The organism is Streptomyces sp. NPDC002206 (assembly GCF_053593595.1).
The window spans coordinates 19,590-38,456 of the sequence record NZ_JBSFCW010000036.1 but is presented as its reverse complement, the minus strand read 5'-3'; the positions used below and the strand labels follow the sequence as shown (position 1 = coordinate 38,456).

At 69.1% G+C, this 18,867-nt stretch carries 16 protein-coding genes; 12 read left to right on the top strand and 4 right to left on the bottom strand.

Annotated elements, in window-relative coordinates:
- Nucleotides 1-39: 39 nt before the first annotated feature.
- Nucleotides 40-1,215, top strand: coding sequence for a serine hydrolase domain-containing protein (locus ACWCP8_RS35275; RefSeq protein WP_451120399.1), 1,176 nt, complete (start codon nucleotides 40-42; stop codon nucleotides 1,213-1,215).
- An 83-nt stretch (nucleotides 1,216-1,298) separates the two neighbouring features.
- On the opposite strand, the gene ACWCP8_RS35270 is transcribed toward ACWCP8_RS35275, so the two are convergent.
- Nucleotides 1,299-4,739 (bottom strand): S8 family serine peptidase, encoded by a 3,441-nt coding sequence (locus ACWCP8_RS35270; protein ID WP_451120397.1) that lies wholly within the window; start codon nucleotides 4,737-4,739, stop codon nucleotides 1,299-1,301.
- 342 nt (nucleotides 4,740-5,081) lie between these two features.
- Between ACWCP8_RS35270 and ACWCP8_RS35265 the strand changes: the two genes are divergently transcribed.
- The 11 genes from ACWCP8_RS35265 to ACWCP8_RS35215 all read left to right on the top strand — a co-directional run bounded on the left by ACWCP8_RS35265 (nucleotide 5,082) and on the right by ACWCP8_RS35215 (nucleotide 16,032).
- Entirely contained in the window at nucleotides 5,082-6,059 is a 978-nt protein-coding gene (locus ACWCP8_RS35265) for a helix-turn-helix domain-containing protein (RefSeq protein WP_451120395.1), read from the top strand.
- 753 nt (nucleotides 6,060-6,812) lie between these two features.
- On the top strand, nucleotides 6,813-7,922 hold the full coding sequence (locus tag ACWCP8_RS35260; RefSeq protein WP_451120393.1) for a serine hydrolase domain-containing protein: 1,110 nt from the start codon (nucleotides 6,813-6,815) through the stop codon (nucleotides 7,920-7,922).
- 417 nt (nucleotides 7,923-8,339) lie between these two features.
- Nucleotides 8,340-9,128, top strand: coding sequence for an aquaporin (locus tag ACWCP8_RS35255; protein WP_451120391.1), 789 nt, complete (start codon nucleotides 8,340-8,342; stop codon nucleotides 9,126-9,128).
- A 193-nt stretch (nucleotides 9,129-9,321) separates the two neighbouring features.
- Nucleotides 9,322-10,581 carry a YbfB/YjiJ family MFS transporter gene (locus ACWCP8_RS35250; RefSeq protein ID WP_451120389.1) on the top strand — a complete coding sequence of 420 codons (1,260 nt, stop codon included), beginning with the start codon at nucleotides 9,322-9,324 and terminating at the stop codon, nucleotides 10,579-10,581.
- Nucleotides 10,582-10,610: 29 nt separating this feature from the next.
- A complete protein-coding gene (locus ACWCP8_RS35245; RefSeq protein ID WP_389123111.1) occupies nucleotides 10,611-11,033 on the top strand; it encodes a universal stress protein in 423 nt (140 codons plus the stop codon).
- Nucleotide 11,034: 1 nt separating this feature from the next.
- Nucleotides 11,035-11,457, top strand: coding sequence for an OsmC family protein (locus ACWCP8_RS35240; RefSeq protein WP_451120387.1), 423 nt, complete (start codon nucleotides 11,035-11,037; stop codon nucleotides 11,455-11,457).
- 73 nt (nucleotides 11,458-11,530) lie between these two features.
- A complete protein-coding gene (locus tag ACWCP8_RS35235; protein WP_451120386.1) occupies nucleotides 11,531-12,256 on the top strand; it encodes a histidine phosphatase family protein in 726 nt (241 codons plus the stop codon).
- Nucleotides 12,257-12,280: 24 nt separating this feature from the next.
- On the top strand, nucleotides 12,281-13,285 hold the full coding sequence (locus tag ACWCP8_RS35230; protein ID WP_451120384.1) for an alpha/beta hydrolase: 1,005 nt from the start codon (nucleotides 12,281-12,283) through the stop codon (nucleotides 13,283-13,285).
- Entirely contained in the window at nucleotides 13,285-14,145 is an 861-nt protein-coding gene (locus tag ACWCP8_RS35225) for a patatin-like phospholipase family protein (RefSeq protein WP_451120382.1), read from the top strand. The genes ACWCP8_RS35230 and ACWCP8_RS35225 overlap by 1 nt, the downstream gene beginning before the upstream one ends.
- A 224-nt stretch (nucleotides 14,146-14,369) precedes the next feature.
- The gene (locus tag ACWCP8_RS35220; protein WP_451120380.1) at nucleotides 14,370-15,194 is read left to right on the top strand and encodes an MIP/aquaporin family protein; all 825 of its coding nucleotides are present in this window, start codon (nucleotides 14,370-14,372) and stop codon (nucleotides 15,192-15,194) included.
- Nucleotides 15,195-15,513: 319 nt separating this feature from the next.
- Complete coding sequence (locus tag ACWCP8_RS35215) at nucleotides 15,514-16,032, top strand: ATP-binding protein (protein WP_451120378.1); 519 nt, start codon at nucleotides 15,514-15,516, stop codon at nucleotides 16,030-16,032.
- 183 nt (nucleotides 16,033-16,215) lie between these two features.
- Here ACWCP8_RS35215 and ACWCP8_RS35210 read toward each other — a convergent pair whose 3' ends face one another.
- The 3 genes from ACWCP8_RS35210 to ACWCP8_RS35200 all read right to left on the bottom strand — a co-directional run bounded on the left by ACWCP8_RS35210 (nucleotide 16,216) and on the right by ACWCP8_RS35200 (nucleotide 18,737).
- Nucleotides 16,216-16,650 (bottom strand): STAS domain-containing protein, encoded by a 435-nt coding sequence (locus ACWCP8_RS35210; protein ID WP_451120376.1) that lies wholly within the window; start codon nucleotides 16,648-16,650, stop codon nucleotides 16,216-16,218.
- A 186-nt stretch (nucleotides 16,651-16,836) separates the two neighbouring features.
- Nucleotides 16,837-17,508 (bottom strand): response regulator, encoded by a 672-nt coding sequence (locus ACWCP8_RS35205; protein ID WP_451120374.1) that lies wholly within the window; start codon nucleotides 17,506-17,508, stop codon nucleotides 16,837-16,839.
- Nucleotides 17,505-18,737, bottom strand: coding sequence for a sensor histidine kinase (locus ACWCP8_RS35200; protein ID WP_451120372.1), 1,233 nt, complete (start codon nucleotides 18,735-18,737; stop codon nucleotides 17,505-17,507). The genes ACWCP8_RS35205 and ACWCP8_RS35200 overlap by 4 nt, the downstream gene beginning before the upstream one ends.
- Nucleotides 18,738-18,867 lie beyond the last annotated feature (130 nt).

The window sequence follows — 18,867 nt, the reverse complement described above, 5'->3', positions numbered from 1 at the left end:
TGAGACGGCAGCCTTCCGTTGTATTCGAGAGGACCTCTGATGCGCCTTCCCGCGCTTGCCACCGGTGCCCTGGTATCCGTCGCTCTGGCCGTCCCCCTGGCCGCTCCCGCGTTCGCGGCCCCCGTCACTCACGCTCCCATCGCCTCCGCCACGTCGCACGAGCCCTGCTCGCTGGACATATCGGCGATGCAGAAGGCTCTGGACGCCATCACCGCCGCGGGTGCGCCTGGCGTCATCGCGGAGGTTCGGGACGTACACGGAGGCGTCTGGAACGGCAGCAGCGGCAAGGCCGACCTCGAACGACCGCAGAAACTGCGTACCGGCGGGCTCTTCCGCGCCGGCAGTGTGACGAAGACCTTCACAGCCACCACGGTGCTCCAGCTCGTGGCCGAGAAGAAGGTGTCGCTTGACGCCCCCGTCGAGCGTTACCTACCGGGCCTGGTCCCCAACGGGAAGCACATCACGGTCCGTCAGCTGCTGAGCCACCGCAGCGGGCTCGCCAGCTACACCGACACCCTCTGGCCTGGGGGCTTCCGGGAGATGTACGCGTCACGGTTCAAGTCCTGGACCCCGCAGCAATTGGTCGCCGAGAGTGCCGCACACGACCCGTACTTCGCCCCCGGAACCAACGGGCACTACTCGAACACGAACTTCGTGCTGCTCGGGATGCTGATCGAAAAGGTCACCGGCAACAACGCCGACCGCGAGATGACCGAGCGGATCCTCAAGCCGCTCGGGCTGCACCACAGTTACTTCTCCGGGAACACCACCCGCATCCACGGCCCGCACGCTCGCGGCTACATGCACCTGGATGGCCCGGACAGCACATATACCGACTTCACGGACACCAACATGTCGTGGGCGTCGACCGCCGGTACGTTGGTCTCCACCACAGACGACCTGAACAGCTTCTTCAAGGCACTGATCGGCGGCAAGCTGCTGCCGGCCCACCTGCTCGACCAGATGAAGACGGTGAAATCCCTGGACGACGGTTCGCTGTACGGGCTCGGGCTGAGCCGTAAGGACGATCCCGCGTACGGCACCGCGTACGGCCACATCGGGGCGGCGACCGCCTTCAACACGTACAGCTTCACCACCGCCGACAAGAGTCGCCAGGTCACCTTCTCCATCAACACCCTGGCCGACAACGTCAAGATGCGGGACGCCGCGAACGACGCGCTCACCGCCCTGCTCAGCGCCGGCAGGAAGGCGTAGTGGTACGGGCACGTCCGCGCCGCGACGCCGGAGTGGAGCGGTCCGGGGATCTGGCCCACTCCGGCGTGCGATCAGCCGTCAGTTCACTTGACGACGATGCCGTCGTTCAGCTTCTGGTCGATGGAGCTGCCACCGTCGTCCTTCGCCGTGACGTGGAGCGCCACGGTGTGTCCAGCCGCCAGAGCCTTGGCCGGAAGGACACCGAAGAAGCGGCCGTCCTTGGCATTGCCCTTGAGCTGCTGCCAGTGCGCCCCACCGTCGGTGGAGTAGCTGACGTTCACGGACACGACCCGGCTGCTCGCAGCATCCGGCGCCCGGCGGACAGCCAGCTTGATCGGCAGCGGGCGGCCCGCCCTGGCCTGGCTGTTGACGTCGAGCGGCATGTCGTACGCGACGTTCAGCATCGGCACGGCCACGCTGCCGGAGGCCACCGGCGAGGTGCGGTACTCCCACACGGTGTGCGTGTCGTTGCCGCTGGTCAGCTTCCCCGGGGTGGAGTAGTCGCGCTGGACCTTCCACGTCGTCGGGACCGACGGGGAGTTCACCACGAAGCCGCCGACGTAGTCGGAGAAGTCGAAGACCTGCTGGCCGTCCCGCCACACCTGGGTACGCTGACCCCAGCCCGGCTCGCTTCCGGCCGGGTTGTCGTTCCACAGGGTGTTGCCGGCGGTGTCCGACATGTCCCGGACCCACACGGTCATCGACTTCGCGTCGATGTCACCGGTGCCGATACCGGTGAACGGGCCGGCGAGCTGGTCCTCGTGGGTGCGCTCACCGACGCTGTACTGCTTGGGAGCGGACAGCAGCTGTGTGCCCATCCAGTTGCTGGCGGAGAAGTGCTCGAACCAGTGGTGCCAAGCAACCCCCGGGGTGATGTACTCGGTCCGCTTGATCGGGAGTGCGATCGCCGACGCCCTGTCACGCACCATGACCGCCGGCTGACCGTTCAAGGAAGGCAGGCGCTGTTCGTAGTCCCCCCGCGTCTCGTCGGCGTAGTTGAGGTTGCGGTAGTCCGCGTCGACCCGGGCCAGCTTGTCCACGTCCTTGGCCGACAGCACGTGGCGCATATCGGCGGGGAACGAGTTGCCCGGGTAGGCCAGGTCGTACACCTGTGTGGCGTGCCCGGTGTCGGTGCCGTGCGCGGCATCGACAAGGCGGAAGTACTGCTCGGTCGTCAAAGTGCCGTCGACGAGAGCGTCCCCGGTCTGGCCCGCGTAGAAGTCGACACTGGTGTCACCGTCCGTGGACAGCAGGGCCATCTCGGCGTTGCCGACTCCGTCGGCTGTCTTGCGGATCGAGGTCAGCGCGGTGATCGCTGTCGCGACCTTCCGGCTGGGGATGTCGGCCGTGACCGGATTCGCCTGGCGCATGTCCATCACGACGTTGCTGCCGCGATCGACGACCACCTGCGGGACGTTGAAGGCCGCGAGGGCGGTGTGACCGTTGGATTCCTGCTGACCGACCGTCATGGCGAAACTCAGCCGGTGCCCCCGGGGCAGCAGCATCGTCTTTCCGCGTGTGGGGATCCCCACCAAGTCGTGGTGACCGCTGTCCAGGTCCACGAACCAGCCACCGGCGGTGGCCTGCTTGCCGTCCAGGCCGATCGCGGACACGTGCAGGCTGCACAGGTCGGACTTCTGGAAGCCGATCGCCAGGTGCAGCGGCGCACCGCCACCCTGCGGGGTCGCCACGACGTCCCCGGCGTACTCGCCCACCAGGGTGTCGCCCGGGTTCAGGGTGAGTGTGACGGTCTGCGAGCCACCGGCGGGGATGCTCACCTGGTCGGCGGACAGCGTGGCCATACCCTGCGGCGCGGCGGCCAGGTTGTTGGAGGCAGTCAGATTCAGGGACAGGTCGAAGGACGCCGTGGTCTTGCCGTTGTTGGACAGTGTGACCTTACGGGTCATCGGCGCAGTGTCGTCGCAGGTCAGCCGGCCGAAGTCGAAGGTCGCCCGGTCGGGGACGACGTGCTGCTCGAGAGCCGCGTCGGTGTCCAGACGGCCGGCGCCCTGGTCGGAGCCGAAGACGACTGCCGGTGCCTCCCAGCCGAGGGTGTGCGAGCTGGACTGCAGCACCGACTTCAACTGCGCGGCGGTGTACTCGGGGTGTTGTGCCGCGAGCACCGCTGCCGCGCCCGCGACGTGCGGGGTGGCCATCGAGGTACCGGACATGGCGGTGTAGTACTGGCCGACCGGTTCACCCATGGAGGTGCCGGCTGCACGGTCCTCGATGATGCCGGCGCCGGGGGCGGAGATGTCGGGCTTGAACGCGCCGTCCATGCGCGGTCCGCGGGACGAGAACCGGGTCACGGCGTCGTCGCCGTCGGTGGCGGCCACCGTCAACGCGGAGTCGGCAGCGCCCGGGGCGCCGATGGTCTGAGGCTTGCCCTCGTTGCCGGCCGCGACCACGAACAGGGTGCCGTACTGCGCGGTGAGCTCGTTGACAGCCTCACTGGCAGGGTCGGTCCCGTCACTGGGGCCGCCACCCAGGCTCATGTTGGCGACCTTCGCGCCGTGCTGGGCCGCCCACTCCATACCGGCGATGATGTCGGAGTACGTACCCGAGCCATCACTGTTGAGCACCTTGACATTGAGCAGTTTGGCGTCGAAGGCGACCCCCTTACGGGCTCCGCCGGAGGCCTCACCGGTGCCGGCGATGGTGCCCGCCACGTGCGTGCCGTGACCGAGGTGGTCGACGGCGTCAGTGTCGGTGGAGAAGTTGACCGACTCCGTGACCTGGCTCTTCAAGTCGGGGTGAGAGGTGTCGATGCCGGAGTCGATGACAGCGACAGTCGCCCCCTTCCCGGTGCCACCGGCCGCCCAGGCGGCGGGGGCGTTGATCTTGTTCAGGTTCCAGTCCAGGTCGGTGGCCTTGACCTTGCTGTCCAGCCACACGTGCGTGACGCCGGCCATCGCACCGTCAAGGGTGGTCACGGCGCTGCCGCGGCGCGCGAGCGCCTCCTTGCCCGATTTCGCCAGGGCCTTGCCGAGACCTTCGGCGGCCTTGGTCCGGATCTCACCGACCGCGGTGGCGTTGATGCTGGCCAGTTCCCGGCCGACATGCGTCGAGGGGCCTGCCAGCGCACCGGCCTTGCGGACTGCGCCCGGAGCGTGCTGGACGATCAGCGGCAGCGAGGTGCTGTGCTTGTCGTCGTATCCGTCCTGGATGAGGGCGCTGACGTTGAACAGGCTCTCGTCGAGCACCGTCCCGAGCAGCGGCATCATGTCGCTGGGCACGACGCGGACGTCGCCCTTGTCATCGGTCCAGGTGCTGAACGCGACGTGACGGCCGGGTATCACGGCGGGAGTCACCGAGACGGAGGAGTGACGGCCGGCACCCTTGCCGACCGTCACACGGTCGCCGGTGACAAGGGTGACGCTGCTGGTCGTGACACCGCGCTGCTTCACGACGGAGACGACGTGGCCTGCCGCGTTGGCGGCACCGGCCAGGGCGATGGGCAGCGGGGTGAGGCAGAGCGCCCCTGCGGTGATGAGCACCGCAGCAGTTGGGCGTGGGTGTTTCACGGAACAAGACCTCCTGGGCCAACGGGTGGGCAGAACGAAAGGCCGCACCCGACATAGATCCGGGTCGTGGGTGGGCGACTGGGAGTTGCCACCATCTCAAGTCGCTGCACAGGAAAGAAGAACATCAGGTGGCCAGTTCGGACAGCGGCAGCTATGTGCCAAACTCGCCGCCGAATGCTTGGGTAACTGCGCTCGCTCAATTTCGCGACGTATCAGGCATCCGAATCCAGGACGATCCGAACGCAGTACGGGGACAGCCGCCAAGCCCTCGACAAAGGCACAGCGGGGGGATCTGCTCTCCTCCTGCACACACGAAGGTCCTCCAGGAACGGTGATTCGGGTATGTATGACGTACTGGGCCTGACGGCCGGACAGACACAGGTCTACGAGCATCTGGTGGAGCGACAGATCCGGAACCCTCACCAGGTGGCAGAAGAACTCGCGCTGGAGCCGGATGCCGTGCTCGAGGCGATGCAACGGCTCGATGAACTGGGCCTGGTGGCACAGGATCCGGAGGACTCGTCGTTCTTCTCCGTGATCCCGCCGGACCTCTCGCTGGAGGCGCTGATCAGGAGGAAGGAGGGAGAGCTGCAGCGCATGCGGCTCTACACAGAGGGATTGGCGGACCGGTACCGAATCGCCGCACGCCGGGACCAGAGCGACGAAATCGTGGAGGTGATACGCGGCAGCCGCGAGATCGGCACCTGCGTGGACCAGTTGGTCTGCCAGGCCAGGAATCAGCTGGAGGTCCTCAGCCGTCCCCCGTATCTGAACGGGTTCTCTCCTGGCCGCGAGGAGTTGAAAGCCCTGGAGGGCGGGCTTCCGGCACGGGTGATCTACGCCAAGGAGGCCCTGGAGCAGGACAGTGCCGCCGAGACCCTGCGGACACTGGGTGCTGTCGGCGAGCAGACGCGCATTCTGCCTGAAGTCCCGGTGAAGCTGCTGATGGCCGACCGGCGTCTCGCCCTGGTGCCGTTGGCCACCGAAGAGGGGGCGGCCGTGGTCGTCGTCCGCCCGTCCGGCCTGCTGGACGCGTTGGTGGTCCTGTTCGACACACTGTGGGAGAAGGCCGTTCCGTACGGCGGCCACGGCAGCGAGCTACTGCCCGCACAGTTCAACGAGGACGAGCTGCAACTGGTACAAATCCTGGCCGCAGGCCTCAAGGACGAGACCGCCGCTCGCCATCTTGGTCTGGGGGTACGCACCATACGCCGCCGTATCGCGGCCGTCATGGAACAACTGGATGCGACGACTCGCTTCCAAGCGGGATATCTACTCGGCCTGCGCGCTGCGGCGACCCCCCAGCAGGACTCGCCGTGAAAACCGTCGGCCCCAGCCGGTCCAGGACTCGGATCGGGTACCGGTCCCGGCGAGACCGGACGGCTCAGGGAGAACAGCACGAGATCGACCTGGCCGCCGTGGACGACGCCACTCCGATCGCCGGATGACACAGCCATCGGCTCGACGACCTTGCGCTGCCCGTCGGTCAGCAGTCCGTGCAGGTGGACCTGCCCCTCGCCGACGCTGATCATCATGCGCGAACGGCTCGAAGACCTCTGCCGCAAGGTCCTCCAACTCGCCACGCACAGACGCAATTTCTTCTGACGCCCATCAAGGTTGCTGAAGGTTCGGAGCTGCCGCTCGGCCGCCGATGGCCCCTACCGGGGTGATCACCCATGACCGTCGCAGCTTCGGCCAGTTGAGCCGGCCCGCCACCGGACGTCAGGAAGCCCACTGCTCGGGATGTGATCCCATACGCCTCATTCTTTCGGTGGAGGCGAGAAAGCATCCTTGGGGCAGAGGAATAGCTGGCTGCGAGAAAGAATCATGGGAAGTGGATCGGACAGCTGAACGGGCTGCTCGCATGCGAAAGGGCGCAGAATGAGTCTCAAGACTTGGATTGATGGCCAGGGTCGCCACGGTACTCGCGGTCGCACCGCCGGCGTCATCGGGGGTGCGCTTACTGTCGGAGTTCTTTTGGTGGCTGGCCCGGCTGCCGCTCAGGGCTTGACCGGGGATTCCGGGGAGACCGTTTCGAAGTCCGCCCCGAAGTGTCACTCGCATGAATCCGTGATGCGAAAGCTGACGCCAGAAGTTCGTGCGCAGCTCGACAAGGCAGTTAAGGATGTCCTCAGGACCACCAAAACACCCGGCGTGACCGTGGGTCTGTGGGCGCCCGGGAAGGGCGAGTACGTACGTGCCTTCGGTACGTCCGACAAGGCGACGAATGCTCCCATGTCCCCGAACTTCAACATGCGTGTCGGAAGCGTCACCAAGACGTTCACGGTAACGGCGCTACTGGAACTGGTCGACCAGAAGAAGGTCCAGCTGGACGACCCGATCTCGAAGTACATCCCGGGCGTCCCCGAGGGTGACCACATCACCCTGCGCCACCTCGCCGAAATGCGCAGCGGCCTGTTCGAATTCATGAATGACCCGGACTTCGGCAAGGCTTTCCTGGCCGACCCGAACCATAAATTCACCACGAAGGAGTTGCTGGATTACTCTTTCAAGCATCCGCTCGCATTCAAACCCGGTACTAAATTCCAGTACAGCAACACCAACATTCATTTGCTCTCCATGGTTGTCGCAAAAGTCACCGGCCAGCCGTTCAACGACTATGTGAAGACGCACGTGCTGAAGCCGGCAGGTCTGAAGGACACCTTCATGCCTAAGGGTGCAGAGTTTCCTTCACCGAGGGCCCACGGGTACACCGACCAGACTATCGACGGCTCGGTCGTTGATGCCACTGACTGGTTCCCTTCGGCCTCCGGTCCGTCCGGAGCGATGATTTCGGACTTGGGCGACTTGAAGTCCTGGGCATCCACTCTTGCCAAGGGCTCGCTTCTGTCTCCGGAAACTCAAGCCGAGAGGCTGAAGATGAATCCGGTGGGCCTGCCGGGTCTCGGCTACGGTCTGGGAGTTTTCGAGAACCATGGATGGATCGGGCACAATGGCTCACTGCCTGGCTACCAGACAGTAATGGTCTATCTCCCGGCTGCCAAGGCCACTCTTGTGGTCCACGCCACCAGCGACATCGCGTTCCAGGGCAAGGAGCTGAGCACAATGTTCGCCAAGGCAGTCACCAGCGTCATCACGCCCAACAACGTGTACGACATCCAGATGCCGAAGCCCACGGCTCCTCCGGCCGGCCCGTCAGCGACAACGGCGCCGAAGTCCTGATCCCAAAAGCGGAGAGCCCGGTTCGGATGCTTTAGGAAGCGGTCGTGCGGGGGTGCTTGCGGCGAATCCAGAGATGCGTCCTCCGCCGCGTGTACCAAGCGTGAGCGGCACGTCTTCGGCCGGCGGACTCGTTCTGGCTGCCGGTCGGTGCGGACCGCCGACTCCGGCCGCGGGAGCGGGCCGCCCTGCACCAGCGGCAGTGGCCTGATCCGTGGGCCACGTGTCCGTGCCCGCCGACATGTCGCCGGCCGGGGCGCGGGTTGACCCTGCAGAACCGCTCGCGTCCCGCGGCCCGGTGCCCTCGTCGGATCGGTCCGCCTGGGGTCGTGAGCGGGACGCGGAGACAGCCGGGCACCGGCCAGGACCGGGCGTCCCGTTTTTACGCGTGGGCCTTCACGCGGTGATCAGGAGGATGGTGTGGGAACACAGAGCCGGCGCAGCCTGGGCCACTGGCGTGCGTGGCTGAGCGAGTTCGCCGCGACTGCGATCCTGCTGCTGGTGATGGTCACCTTGTTCAGGAACCTCTTCGACGCCGAGAGTGTGCTGGCTCGCGCCATCCCCTCGCAAGGCGGTCGGCTGGTCGTGGACGCCGTGGTCAGCGGTGTCACCGTCGGCCTGCTGATCATCTCGCCGTTCGGGCGGCGTTCGGGTGGCCACATGAACCCGGCTGTCTCGCTGGCGTTTTGGCTGATGGGTGCCCTGCCGGGGCGGGATGCGGCGGCGTATGCCGCGGCCCAACTGGCCGGTTCCCTCGCGGGGGTGGCGGTGGGCCGGCTGGTGTGGGGCGAGCAGACGGCGGATCCTGCCGTCGGCTTCGCCGTCATCCGGGCGTCCGAACACATCCCGTGGGCGGCGGTGTTCGCGTCCGAGGCTGCGGCGACCGCCCTGATGCTCGCCGCGGTGAGCTTCGTGGCGGCCCGGCCCCGGCTGGTCTTCTGGCTGCCGGCGGTCGCCGGGTCGGTGATCGCCGTGCTGATCCTGCTGGTCGGCAGGTGGATGGGCGGAAGCTTCAACCCGGCCCGGCAGTTCGGGCCGGAGCTGTTCTCCCATGACCTGGCGTGGCTGTGGGTGTACCTGATCGCCCCGCTGGTGGGCGGCGGGCTCTTCGGCCTGGTGCGCAGGCGCCTGCCGCACGCGCCCCCGCTGCCCAGCTCACTGCAACCAGCCCCCGCCGCGCCTGCCGTGACGGACTGCGCGGCCCGGTGACCACCGTCTACCGCGCGCGGGGCTTTGCGATGGCCCGATCCGTGGGCAGCGCGGCCCGGCGGCCGGACATGGCAGCACACACAGCACGGGTTGAAGGCCCGTGAAGGCGCTAATGAAGCGCCGTGATCCTGAAATCCGGATCCTTCGAGAAAGGCCCTGTGATGATCGACTCGACTGCCTGGGAGCGTGTGCGATGACCGCCTCACCGTCTCTCGCCGCCAAGCAGCGGCCGGAGTTTCTGGTTGCGCTGGGCCTGGCGGCAGGCCCGGTGGTGGCACTGGGCTTCACCCGGTTCGCCTACGCGCTGCTGCTGCCGGCCATGCGCGAAAAGCTGCACTGGAGCTACGCGGCGGCAGGCGGTATGAACACCGCCAACGCGCTGGGCTACATCATCGGAGCCGCCACCGCTGCCTGGTGGTCACGCCGGTTCGGCGCCCGGGCAGTGTTCGTGTGGGGCATCGCCATCAGTGCGCTCGCCCTGCTCGCCTCCGGGGCGACCGGCAACTTCGCCGGCCTCACCGTCCTGCGGTTCATCGGCGGTCTGAGCACTGCGGTGACCTTCGTGGTCGGCTCGGCGCTCGCCTCCCGCGTTCACAGCGGCGGCCATCAGGCCCGCTCGGCCTCGCTGATCGGCATGTATATGGCCGGCGTCGGCATCGGGGTGGTGCTCTCCGGCGTGGTGGTCCCCGCGGCCCTCACCGCCTGGGGCGTGGCCGGCTGGCAAGCCGGGTGGCTGCTGATGGGTCTGCTCGCGGTCCTCGCGATCGGCCCAGCCGCCTGGGCCGCGCGCCAGGTACCCGAGCAGGCCGTAAGTGGCGCCGCCCGCGGCGGCAGCGTCAGCCTCAGGCCGCTGACGCCCACCTTTGTCTGGTACGTGCTGTTCGGGGCCGGCTACGTGTCCTACATGACGTTCGTCATCGCCCTGCTGCACAGCCAGGGCATGAAGGTCTGGGGCACGGCCACGTTCTTCATCGTGCTCGGCGTGGCCTCCGCGGCAGCGACGTTGCTGGTGTGGGGCCGGGTGATCGGCCGGCTGCGCGGTGGCATCGCCCCCGCGCTGGTCTCGACCGTTGTGCTGATCGGTGTGCTCCCCGTGCTGCTGTGGCACGGGATGGGCGCCGCGATCGCCTCGGCGATCATCTTCGGCGGCTCGTTCATGGCCGGGCCCACCGCAGTGACCGTCCTGGCCCGACGGATGCTGCCCGCGCACGCCTGGACCTCCGGCATCGCCCTGCTGACGGTGGCCTTCAGCGTCGGCCAGGCGGTCGGGCCCCTGGTCTCCGGCGTGCTGTCCGACTCCTCCGGAGGCATCGCCAAGGGCCTGTGGCTGTCCGTCGTGCTGCTCGCCGTCTCCGCCGCCGTCGCCCTCATCCAGCGCGAGCGGGCAGTCGAGCACCACCACCAGGACGCGCCGGTGACCGCCCCCTCCGCCCCGAGCGCCGCCAAGCGCTGACCACGCTCCCGCTTTCCAAGGAGATCCCCATGTTTCACCGCATCCTGGTTGCCGTCGACGGCAGCCCGGCCGCGCACAGCGCGGTCCGTACCACCGCCGAACTGGCCTTGCTGACTGGCGCGAAGGTCCGTGTGCTGCACATCGACACCTCCGAAGTGGTGTATGACACCGTCGTCGGCCTGGAGAACGACTCCACCGCCCACCAGGTCCTGGACTCGGCCGTCGCAACCCTGCGGCAGGCCGGCGTCCCGGCGGCCGGCGAACTGCTGGACGGCCTGGTATCCGATGTGGCGGCAGCCGTGCAGGAAGCCGCCGAGGGCTTCGACGCCGACCTGATCGTCGTCAGCCCGCACCACCGCAGTCGTCTCGCCGCCTGGCTGTCCCCCAGCGTCAGCGACACCATCGCCCACAAGAGCCGGATCGCCGTGCTCCTGACTCCCGCGGAGGGCTGAGGTGCCCGGCCGCACGGTGCACGTCACCGAGCACGCAGGCTCCGCCCGCGTGATCACTGTCGGGCCCCACCGTCTGATCTCCGACGAACACGCCCCCATGGGCGACGACACCGGGCCCGACCCGTTCGAGCTGCTGCTCGCCGGCCTGGGCGCCTGCACCTCGGCGACCTTGAGGATGTACGCCGACCGTCACTCCTGGGAACTGCGCGATGTACAGGTGCGGCTACGGCTGGAGCAGGGACGTGAGCCGGCCGTCATCCGGGAGATCTTTCTGGACGGAGACCTGGACGATGACCAGCGCAGCAGGCTCATGGCCGTGGCCGGCCGGTGTCCCGTTCACCGGCTGCTCAGCGCACCGCCGCCCATCACCACAGTGCTGATCGAGCACACCGTCCTCACAGCGGACGACGCCGGTAACTCTTAAGCAAGGCGGCCGCGGGCGCAGTTGGCCCTCACGGACCAGCGGCCCGGGGCCGCGAGGAGAGGCATGGTGGCAGATGCCCCAGCAGCAGATCATTCTCGTCCGGCACGCGGAGACGGCCTGGAACCGCTCACGCCGGTACTACACCGGGCAGGACGATCCCGACCTGACCGCCGCGGGCAAGCGCGAGGCCGGCTTGCTCCTGCCGCATCTGCAGGCCTACCAGGACGCCCACGTGCTGTGCAGTCCAGCGCTGCGTGCCCGCCGCACCGCCCAATTGGCGGGCCTGGGCGCGGACATCAGCCCCGACCTGCGGGAGTGGAGCTACCAGCTGCCCGACGGTCACACCGTGAACGAGCGCTGCCAAAGCGGACCGTGCCACCACGACATCTGGGACGACGCCCTCCACACCAAAACGTGCACGGGTGAATGCCTGCCGGAGGTGAGCACCCGGGCGGATCGTGTGCTCGACTGCGCCCGCCGGCTCCTGGCGGGCGACAGACCCGTCGTCCTCATCTCGCACGGCAACCTCATCCGGCTGATGACCGCCCGCTGGCTCGGCCTGTCCGCCGCGGCGGGGGCGCACCTGGCGCTGCGTACCGCCTCCATCGGGCGCCTGGCCCACTACGACGGGCGGCCCAGCCTGCTGGGCTGGAACTTCAGCCCGTCCTTCGACGACCGTCCGCTTGCCCGCCCCCAGGCATCCACCGCCGGCGGCAAGGTGCCGCCGGCGGGGCGAATCCCGCCCGAGGCAGCGCCGCCGCAGCCTCGCGCCACCGACGCCGCGAGGCCTCGTCCCTGACACCCCGCCACTCCCCCGCCCCTCATGGAGGAATCGTTGGACACCGACGCGCCCGTACGCCTGGACCCGTATGCCGAGCGTTTCCTGGCACAGCTGGCCGCAGCCGATGCGCCGCCGCTGGAAAGCCAGTCGCCCCCCGAGGCCCGGGCCGGGGCCCTGGCGGGCCAGCGCGCCGCCCAGGCGGTGCTCAAGCCCGTCCGCATCCAGGAACAGCGGCTGCCCGTCGGGTCCGGCGGTGAGGTGCTGGTGCGGATCGTACGGTCGGAAGCCTCCTCGGGCACGCTGCCGACGGTGATGTACTTCCACGGCGGCGGCTGGGTGCTGGGCGACCGGATCTCCTACGACCGCACCACCCGCGACCTGGCCCACGCCAGCGGCGCCGCCGTGGTGTTCGTGGAGTACACCCGCTCGCCGGAGGCCCGCTATCCCCTCGCGCTCGAAGAGGCCTACGCGGCCACCGCCTGGATCGCCGAGCACGGGCAGGAGCTCGGCCTGGACGGGACCCGGCTGGCGGTCGCCGGTGACAGCGCGGGCGGCAATCTGGCCACCGCAGCGGCCCTGCTGGCCAAGCGCCGGGGCGGCCCCCGGCTGCTGCAGCAGGTGCTGTTCTACCCGTCGCTGGACGCCGGCTTCGACACACCGTCCTACGCGCAGTTCACGGACGGCTTCTTCCTCACCCGCTCGCAGATGCAGTGGTTTTGGAACCACTACGCCCCCGACCGCTCGGCGCGCACCGAACCGACCGCCGCACCACTGCGGGCCACGACGGAGGAACTGGCCGGACTGCCGCCGGCCCTGGTGATCACGGCCGAGGCGGACGTACTGCGCGACGAGGGCGAGGCATACGCCCGCAAGCTCATGGAGGCCGGCGTACCCGTGGTGGCGGTCCGCTACCTGGGGGCGATCCATTCCTTCACCGCCCAGGATCCGCTGGCGTCCAGTCCCCTCACCCGGGCAGCGATCAACCAGGCCGGGCAGGCGCTGTGTCAGGCTCTTGCCGCACTCCGTCCTCAGGCGGGGGGCTGCTGATGTCGACGGCCCTGGTGCTCGGCGGAGGCGGCGTGACGGGTATCGCCTGGCAGCTGGGGGTGCTCCAGGCGCTGCAGGAGGCAGGGGTGGATCTTGTGACGGCCGACCTGGTGGTCGGCACGTCGGCCGGATCGGTCGTGGCTGTCCAGGCCACCAGCGGCGTCAGCCCGGACCGCCTCGTCGCCGACCAGCTCAAGGCTGCCAGCACCTCCCAGGAGGTGAAGGCCGACTTCGACCCGCAGAGCGCGGCACAGGCCTTCAGCAGGCTGATAGTGGGTGCCCGCAACGAGCGGGAGATCCGGGCCCGGCTCGGTGCCATGGCCCTTGAGGCGCCCACCGTCCCGGAGGCCGAGCGGATGCGGACCATCCAGGCGCGGCTGCCGGTCGCCACCTGGCCCGCCCGCCGGCTGCTCATCACGGCGGTGGACGCAGAAACAGGGGATCCCGTCGTGTGGGACCGCACCTCGGGCATCCCGCTGGCAGCCGCTGTGGCGGCCAGCTGCGCCGTGCCCGGCGTGTGGCCGCCCGCCACCGTCGCAGGGCGGCGCTACATCGACGGCAGCGTCCGCTCCGCGACCAATGCCGACCTCGCCCAGGGCCACGATGTGGTGGTCGTGCTCGCGCCCGACACCGGGCCGGGGCTCAACCCGGCCTCCCCGGGACTCACGGCCGAGGTGGCGCTGCTGCGTACGCACAGCCAGGTACGGGTCATCACGCCCGACGGCGCCGCGCTGGAGGCGATCGGCCCCAATCCGCTGGATCCCGGGCGGCGGCCTGCCTCCGCCCGCGCAGGCCGGCGGCAGGGACGGGAACTGGCCGGCACCCTGCGCGGAATCTGGCCCGCACCTCCCACTCGATGACCCGCGCGCCCTGCTGCACCGGCCCGGGCTCACCACGGTGGCGCGCGTGTCCCACCGGGACCCGGGCGAGGTGCTCACGCGATGCCCTCCGCGCCGTGGGCGACACTTAAGCGCCCCCGGGCAAGCACGCGCGCGCCCTCTGCGGGACCGGCCGAGACCGGCTCAGGCCGCCGGTCACGGCTTGCCTGCCTGCGCGGTGTCTGCCTGCGACGTACCGTCGAAAGGTGCCCCCGCAAGAGGCCACCGGCAGGCCGGATTCCTCTGCCGTCTGCCCGAGCCGCCGCCTGCTGTACGGGCTGCCCGGCGCGGCCTGGGAGTTCGTGCTGACGTCCGTCCTGCTGTACAGCGTCGTCACCGCCGTCCGCTGGCTGACGTCACCGGACTCACCGGTCGGCGTGGACAGCACGAGGGCGGCGACGGCAATCGTGGGCGTGGTGGTCGGGATCGTCCTCGTGGTGCTGATCACCTCCCTGCCAGGGCGCTGCTCCGGCGCCCATATGAACCCCGCGATCAGTGTCGCGCTGTGGCTGATGGGGGCCTTCCCCGGACGCTATGTGCCCGCCTACGCCGCCGCGCAGCTGGCAGGCTCGGTGGCAGGCACCGCGCTGGGGCGGCTGTGCTGGGGGCCGGTGGTTGCCCGGTCATCGATGCGCTACGCCGCTGTGCACCCCGACCCCGCGTGGAACACGACTGCGCTGGTGCTCGCGGAAGGCGGCTGCCTGATGCTGGTGGTCTTGATGGTCGGGTTCTTCCTGGCCTACCCCGCCATCAGCCGCTGGCTGCCGTACGCCGTCGGCGCAGCCACGGCCCTGATCATCACCGCGCTGGGGGGACTGAGCGGGGGCTCGGCGAACCCGGCACGCCAGCTGGGCCCCGCGCTGCTGTCCGGTGGTACCCGGCTGTTGTGGGTCTATCTGGTCGCCCCGCTGGTCGGCGCGTTGCTCGGGGCCGCGGCCTACTGCCTGTTCCAGCGCCGCCTGGGCACCCCCACACCGTGCACCTACCGGCTGTGCGGCAGGGGCGAGGCCCCGCGAAACCGGGCCCGATAAGGGACGTCGGCGCGTTCAGCGGCAGTCGTTGAGCCAGTCACCCGGAATCGGGGCCCGGATGATCCGTCCCGCTCAGCGGCCCTCCGCTTGCCCCGACGCGCCGACCGGGTGCTCTCGGACGTCAGGAACACACCGGGCCCGATTGATCAACATCTGTTGCCCGAACGCGGCATCAGCCTCTCTCACCTTTCACCTACGAAGTCAGGGCCACAAACGTGGGAAACAGGTCCGGGGGCACGGCCATGAACACACGGGCGCACACGGTTACCCACCATGTACCGGCGGATCCTCCGCCGCACAGGCACCCTTGGAGGTCGCCATGGCGTCCCGTCCGCGTGATCCCGATCCTGCAGCTCACCAGGCCGTACTGACCGGGGACGGCACACGCCGGATGACTGTGCCGGTGACGGGTCCTGCTCGAACAGCTGTGGTGGCGCTGCCTACCGAGCCTGCCAGTGTCGGCGTCGCCCGTCACTGGAGCACCGGCCTGCTCTCCCTGTGGGGAGTGAGTGGGGGCGACCTCAGCACGGCTGCACTGGTCATCAGTGAACTGGCCGCCAACGCCGTCCGCTACGGCCACGCGGAAATGACCATCCGCCTCCTCCAGCAGACGGACCGGCTGCACATGTGCGTGACGGATTCCGGAGCTCCTTTGGTGGCACACCGGCTCGTCATCCCGCAGGAACTGGCCGAGCACGGCCGCGGCCTGGCCATCGTCGAGGCACTGTCCGAAGCGATCGAGGTGACCCGTGAGCCGGAGGGATGGCGCGTGGGCGCGGTGCTGCGCGTGACGACGACCGGGAGGCCCACAGCAAGATCTGCCGCAAGTGTGGCATGACCCGGCGTGTGGACGTGATGGCCCGATCGCCCGGTACTACTGGGCGCGGGCCTTGGCTCCAGGATCCCTCGGCGGGCAGGCCCGTCCGGCAGGAAGCGGCCGGGCAAGCTGAAGGTCCCGGTCGAAACCGCACCGCGCGAAGGCCCGGTGGCGGAACGCTGCCGTGGGCCGCGACGCTGCGGATCACCGCTTGGGCAGCGATGTGCCGGGCACTATCCGGTCGGTGCTGCCCGGGCCGGCTGCTGTGCAGTCGAGCAGCCGGTGGGTGTGTCGGGTCAAAAACACCACCTGGTGCAGCGCAGCGTTCATCGGCGCGATCCGCAGCCACTGCCCACGTCGTTGGGCAAGCGCGTGGGCCTCGACCAGGGGACGCAGGCCGGCCGAGTCGATGAAGGTGAGGTCGGCTGCGTCGATGGTCACGCCTCGGCTGTGGTCGAGGCTGAAGCAGAAGTCGAGTGCGCTCTTGGCGGCGGGGGCGGTCGCGATGTCCAGTTCGCCGCTCAGGCTGACGAGCATGCTGCAGTCGGGCTCCGTGACGAGGGTGATGCGCAAAGGGGGCGGGCACGGCCAGAGGACCGACGGGCAGAGAGCGGTCAGGTCGAGCGTGGTCGTCGTCATCAAGTCATTCCTCAAGAGATTTTTGGCCGCCTGCCGGACGGGGGCCGGCTACCGCCAACGGGGAGGCGGCTGTTGACTGTCTCCAGCCTGCGCGTCACCGCGCCGACGGGCATCGCTCGAGGTGGCGATGGTGGACGTCATCCGCAGGAATGACCGTGGTGGATGCCTCCTACCGACCGGTGGGTCCTACGGCCGGGCGCGGGTGCAGGGCAGGGCAAGGCCCGTGTCGTAGGCGAGGATGACGGCCTGTAGACGATCGCGCAGGTCGAACTTGTCGAGGATGTGGGCGACATGGGTCTTCACGGTGGCTTCGCTGACGAAGAGTTCGGCGGCGATCTCAGCGTTGGACAACCCGCGGGACAGGACCCGCAGCACGTCCGTTTCCCGTTCCGTGAGTGCGTTAAGGCTCGGTGGGGCGGGCGCCGGTTCAGGGAGCGCGGCGAACCGCTCCAGGAGCCTGCGGGTCACCCGCGGTGAGATGACCGCATCACCCGAGGCGACCGTGCGGATCGCCTCGACGAGGGAGTCGGCCGGGCCGTCCTTGACCAGGAAGCCGCCGGCCCCGGCGCGGAGTGCGTCCAGGACGTGTTCGTCCAGGTCGAAGGTGGTCAGGATGATCACCCGGGCCGCCGACCCGGTCTCAAGGATGCGGCGGGTGGCCTCCACTCCGTCCAGGCGGGGCATGCGGATGTCCATGAGCACGACGTCGGGCTGCAGGTCGCGGGCGTCGGCGATGGCGGCCAGGCCGTCGCCGGATTCGCCGACCACGGTCAGATCGGGTTCGGCTTCCAGGATGAGACGGAACCCGGTACGAATCATGGGTTGGTCGTCGACGAGCAGGATGCGGGTGGCGGTCATCGGGGGCAGTCCGTTTCGTTGTCGCAGGGCTCGGTGAGGGGCAGGTGGGCGCGGACGAGGAAGCCGTCGCCGGGCAGCGGAGCGGCGTTGAGGCTGCCGCCGGCGGCGGCGACACGTTCGTGCATGCCCGTCAGGCCGTGCCCCCCGCCGGGCGGCACGACATGGCGGACGGCACCGGCGAGCGGGCCGTCGTCGCGCACGGTGACCGTCAGGCGGTCCGGCCGCCAGTCGAAGGTGACGGCCGCACGCGTGTGTCCGGCGTGTTTCAGCGTGTTGGTCAACGCTTCCTGCACCACCCTGTAGGTGGTCAGCTCGGTGCCGGCCGGCAGCCGGCACGCCGTGCCCGTGGAGACGGACTCCACGTCAAGCCCGGCTTCGCGCATGGAGGTGAGCAGTTGGGGAATATCGGCGATCCCCGGTTGCGGCGAGCGCCCCGTCACCGCCTCGTCTTCCTCGGTGCGCAGCAACTCAAGCAGGCGCCGCAGCTCCGCGACGGTGGCGCGGCCGGTCTTTTCGATGGCGGCGTGCAGCTCACGGGTCTTGCCCGGGTTGTTGGTCTGGACGCGGTCGGCGGCGATGGCCTGCACGACCATCAGGCTCACATGGTGGGCCACGATGTCGTGCAGTTCACGGGCGATCCGGGCCCGCTCCTCCACCACCGCGGTCCGCGCCAGCGCGACCTGCTCCCGCTTCAGGGCGGCCGCATGCTCAAGCACCTCGGCCGCCATGGCACGGCGGGCCCGCACCTGGCATCCCAGAGCCCACGCGGCGACCACCAGGACGCCCACGACGAGCGCCGAGCCGATACCGTCGGCCCGGCCCATCAGTGCTTCGGTGCCGCCGGCGGCCAGTGCCGTCACGGCCAGCAGCCGGTAGGTCGGACAGCGTCGGGAGCGGACCGTGGTCAGGAAGACCGCCGCCCCAACGACGAGCAGTACCGTGCCGACGGTGGCGCCCCCGCCGACGCCCGGCGAGGCGATGGAGTGCCGCGCCTGCAGCGTGGCCGCCGCCGCGCCGACGGCCACCAGCGCGGCCACCGGCCATCGGCGATGCACCGCAAAGGGAGCCCCTACCATCAGGGCCACTGCGATGCCCACCGCATCCAGGCCGCGCCCGGCCGGATGAGGAGCGGCCACCTCGGTGAGGGCGGCCGCCGCCAGCAGCGGGGCGAGCAGGAGGTCGACGGCTGCGGGCGGTATTCGGCGGCGCACGAGGGCGTCGAAACGCATATGCCTGCGTGCCCCTTCCGGAAAAATGAAACTGCCGAGGGCAGCCATCAAAACGCCTCCTTTGTCGCGTTACGGACTCGGCAACGTGGGAAAAGTCCGACTGATTTCCGAATCCGGCGCGAAAAGGAAA